Source organism: Streptomyces bambusae (assembly GCF_019400985.1).
In the GTDB taxonomy this organism is placed as follows: domain Bacteria; phylum Actinomycetota; class Actinomycetes; order Streptomycetales; family Streptomycetaceae; genus Streptomyces; species Streptomyces bambusae_A.
Genome location: NZ_WTFF01000524.1, coordinates 1 through 3,061 on the forward strand (window position 1 = coordinate 1; position 3,061 = coordinate 3,061).

At 74.6% G+C, this 3,061-nt stretch carries 2 protein-coding genes; both read right to left on the reverse strand.

Translation table 11 applies throughout. The annotated features are described in order from the left end of the window. Positions 1-1,915: type I polyketide synthase (locus GPJ59_RS35050; RefSeq protein ID WP_219672110.1), on the reverse strand; the 1,915-nt coding region annotated here is incomplete at its 3' end. Positions 1,916-1,960: 45 nt separating this feature from the next. Further along, a partial coding sequence (locus GPJ59_RS35055) for a beta-ketoacyl reductase (RefSeq protein WP_219672111.1) occupies positions 1,961-3,061 on the reverse strand: 1,101 nt, incomplete at its 5' end.

Consider the following 3,061-nt stretch of genomic DNA (forward strand, 5'->3'; position numbering starts at 1 on the left):
ACTCCACGAACGGCGACAAAGCCCGCTCACACTCCGCCATCCGCTCCGCGAACACACCACCCGACGCCCACAACTCCCGCCCCATCCCCACCCACTGCGACCCCTGCCCGGGAAAGACGAAGACGGGCTTGACCCGGCCGTCGGGTGCGGTGCCCTCGACCAGGCCGGGGGCGGCCGTGCCGGCAGCCAGCGCCGCGAGGCCGGCGGTGAAGCCGTCGGCGGAGTCGGCGACGACGACCGCGCGGTGGTCGAAGGCGGTACGGGTCAGGGCCAGGGCCAGGCCGACGGCGGCCGGGGCGTGCCCGGGGTTCCCGTCCAGGAAGGCGCCCAGGGCGCGGGCCTGCGCCCGTAGCGCCTCGGCGGACTTCGCGGAGAGCAGCCACGGCACGGCCTGCGCGGTGGCGGAGGCCGGCACAGCGCCGAGGGCCGGTACAGCGCCGGGGGCCGGCACAGCGGCAGAGGCCGGCACGGTGGCGGGGACGGCGGCAGGCACGGCAGCGGAGGAATCCGGCTGCCGGTCGGCCTCGGCCGGGTGTTCCTCCAGGATGACGTGGGCGTTCGTCCCGCTCATGCCGAAGGAGGAGACGCCGGCGCGGCGGGGCCGGTCTCCGGCCGTCGTCCAGTCGGCGTTCTCGGTGAGCAGGCGGACCGTGCCCGCCGACCAGTCGACCTGCGGGGTCGGCTCGTCCACGTGCAGGGTCCGCGGCAGCACCCCCTGCCGCATCGCCATCACCATCTTGATCACACCCGCCACACCCGCCGCGGCCTGCGTGTGACCGATGTTCGACTTCACGGAACCCAGCCACAGCGGCCGGTCCGCCGTACGTTTCTCCCCGTAGGTGGCGATGAGCGCCTGCGCCTCGATCGGGTCGCCGAGGCGGGTACCGGTGCCGTGCGCCTCGACGGCGTCGACCTGGTCGGCGGTCAGCCGGGCGTCGGCCAGCGCCTGCCGTAGCACGCGCCGCTGGGAGGGGCCGTTGGGGGCGGTGAGCCCGTTGGACGCGCCGTCCTGGTTCACGGCCGACCCGCGGATCACCGCGAGGACGCGGTGCCCCAGGCGCTGGGCGTCGGAGAGCCGCTCCAGGACGAGGACACCGGCGCCCTCGCCCCAGCCGGTGCCGTCGGCGGCCGCCGCGAACGGCTTGCACCGGCCGTCGGCGGCCAGGCCCCGCTGCCGGGAGAACTCGGTGAAGGTGGTGGGGGTCGACATCACCGAGACACCGCCGGCGAGCGCGAGCGTGCACTCCTGGCGGCGCAGGGCCTGCGCCGCCAGGTGCAGCGCCACCAGCGACGACGAGCACGCCGTGTCCACGGTGACGGCCGGACCCTCCAGACCCAGCTCGTAGGCGATCCGGCCGGACAGCACGCTGCTCGCGTTGCCCGTGGCCAGGTAGCCGTCGACGTCCTCGGCGCCGTCGGACAGGACCGTGCCGTAGTCGGAGCCGTTCGAGCCGATGAACACGCCGGTACGGCTGCCGCGCAGCGCGTCGGGAGCCATCCCCGCCCGCTCGACGGCCTCCCAGGCGGTCTCCAGCAGCAGCCGCTGCTGCGGGTCCATGGCGAGGGCCTCACGCGGCGAGATCCCGAAGAACGCGGCGTCGAACTCGGCGATGTCGTGGAGGAAGGCGCCCTCCCGGACGTACGAGGAGCCCGGCCGGTCCGGGTCCTCGTCGAAGAGGGACGCCAGGTCCCAGCCGCGGTCGGCGGGGAACGCGGAGACCGTGTCGCGGCCCTGTTCCACCAGGTCCCACAGACCTTCCGGGGAGCGGACACCGCCCGGGAAGCGGCAGCTCATCGCGACGACGGCGATGGGCTCGCGGGTGGCGTCGGAGAGGCGGCGGTTCTGCTCGCGCAGCCGCTCGGTCTCCTTCAGCGACGTCCGCAGCGCCGTCACGAGCTTGTCGTTCGAAGTCACTTCGTCAGGCGTAACCATGTGTCAGCTCCACACTTTCGCGGACCGTCAGGAGTCCGTGTTGTCCATCGCGAGGCGGATCAGGGCGTCGGCGTCCATCGCGTCGATGTCCTCGGGCGCGGCACCCGCCGCGTCCTCTGCCGCCGCCGCAGCAGCAGCCCCGGCCGCCGCGGCGGCGGGGCCGGTCTCCCGGCCGGCGAGGTCCAGCAGGACCTCCAGCAGGCCGGCCTCCCGGAGCCGGGCGAGCGGCATCGCGGCCAGCGCCCGGCGGACGGCGGCCTCCTCCGGGCCCTCATCGGCGTCGGCGAACCCGCTCGTCAGCTCGGTGAGGAGGTACCCGGCCAGGGCGGCCGGGGTGGGGTGGTCGAAGACGACCGTGGGCGGCAGGGACAGGCCGGTGGCCGTCCCGAGCCGGTTGCGCAGTTCGACCGCGGTCAGGGAGTCGAAGCCGAGGTCCTTGAACGCGGCGTCGGCGGTCACCCGCTGCTCCGAACCGTGGCCGAGCACACCCGCCGCCTGGGCCCGTACGGTCTCCAGCAGCAGGTCGGTGCGGTCGGCCGGCGGCAGCTCCGCCAGGCGCCGGACGAGGCCGACGCCGTCGTCGGCCGCGGGCCCGGAGCGCCGTACGGCGGCCTCGGGGAGGTCGGCCAGCAGCGGGCTGGGGCGGGCGGCGGTGAAGCCGGGCGCGAACCGCTCCCAGTCGAGGTCGATGGCGGTCAGCGGGCCGGCGTCCGTCACGAGCGCCCGCTCCAGGACGGCGAAGGCGGTCTCGCTCGACAGCCCGGTCATGCCGGCCAGCCGCATGCGGTCGGCGACGGCCGTGTCGGCGGCCATGCCCTCTTCGGCCCACGGACCCCAGGCGATGGAGGTGGCGGGCAGACCGTCGGCCCGGCGGCGCTCCGCGAGCGCGTCCAGATAGGCGTTGGCCGCCGCGTAGTTGCCCTGACCGGCACCACCCACCACACCCGCGAACGACGAGAACAACACGAACGCCGACAACTCAAGACCCAACTCACGCGACGCCTCGTCCAAATACCGAGCACCCTCAGCCTTCGGACCCGACACCGCAGCCAGCCGCTCCCCCGTCATGCCATCGAGCACACCGTCGTCCAACACACCCGCCGCATGAAACACAGCCCCCACCGGATA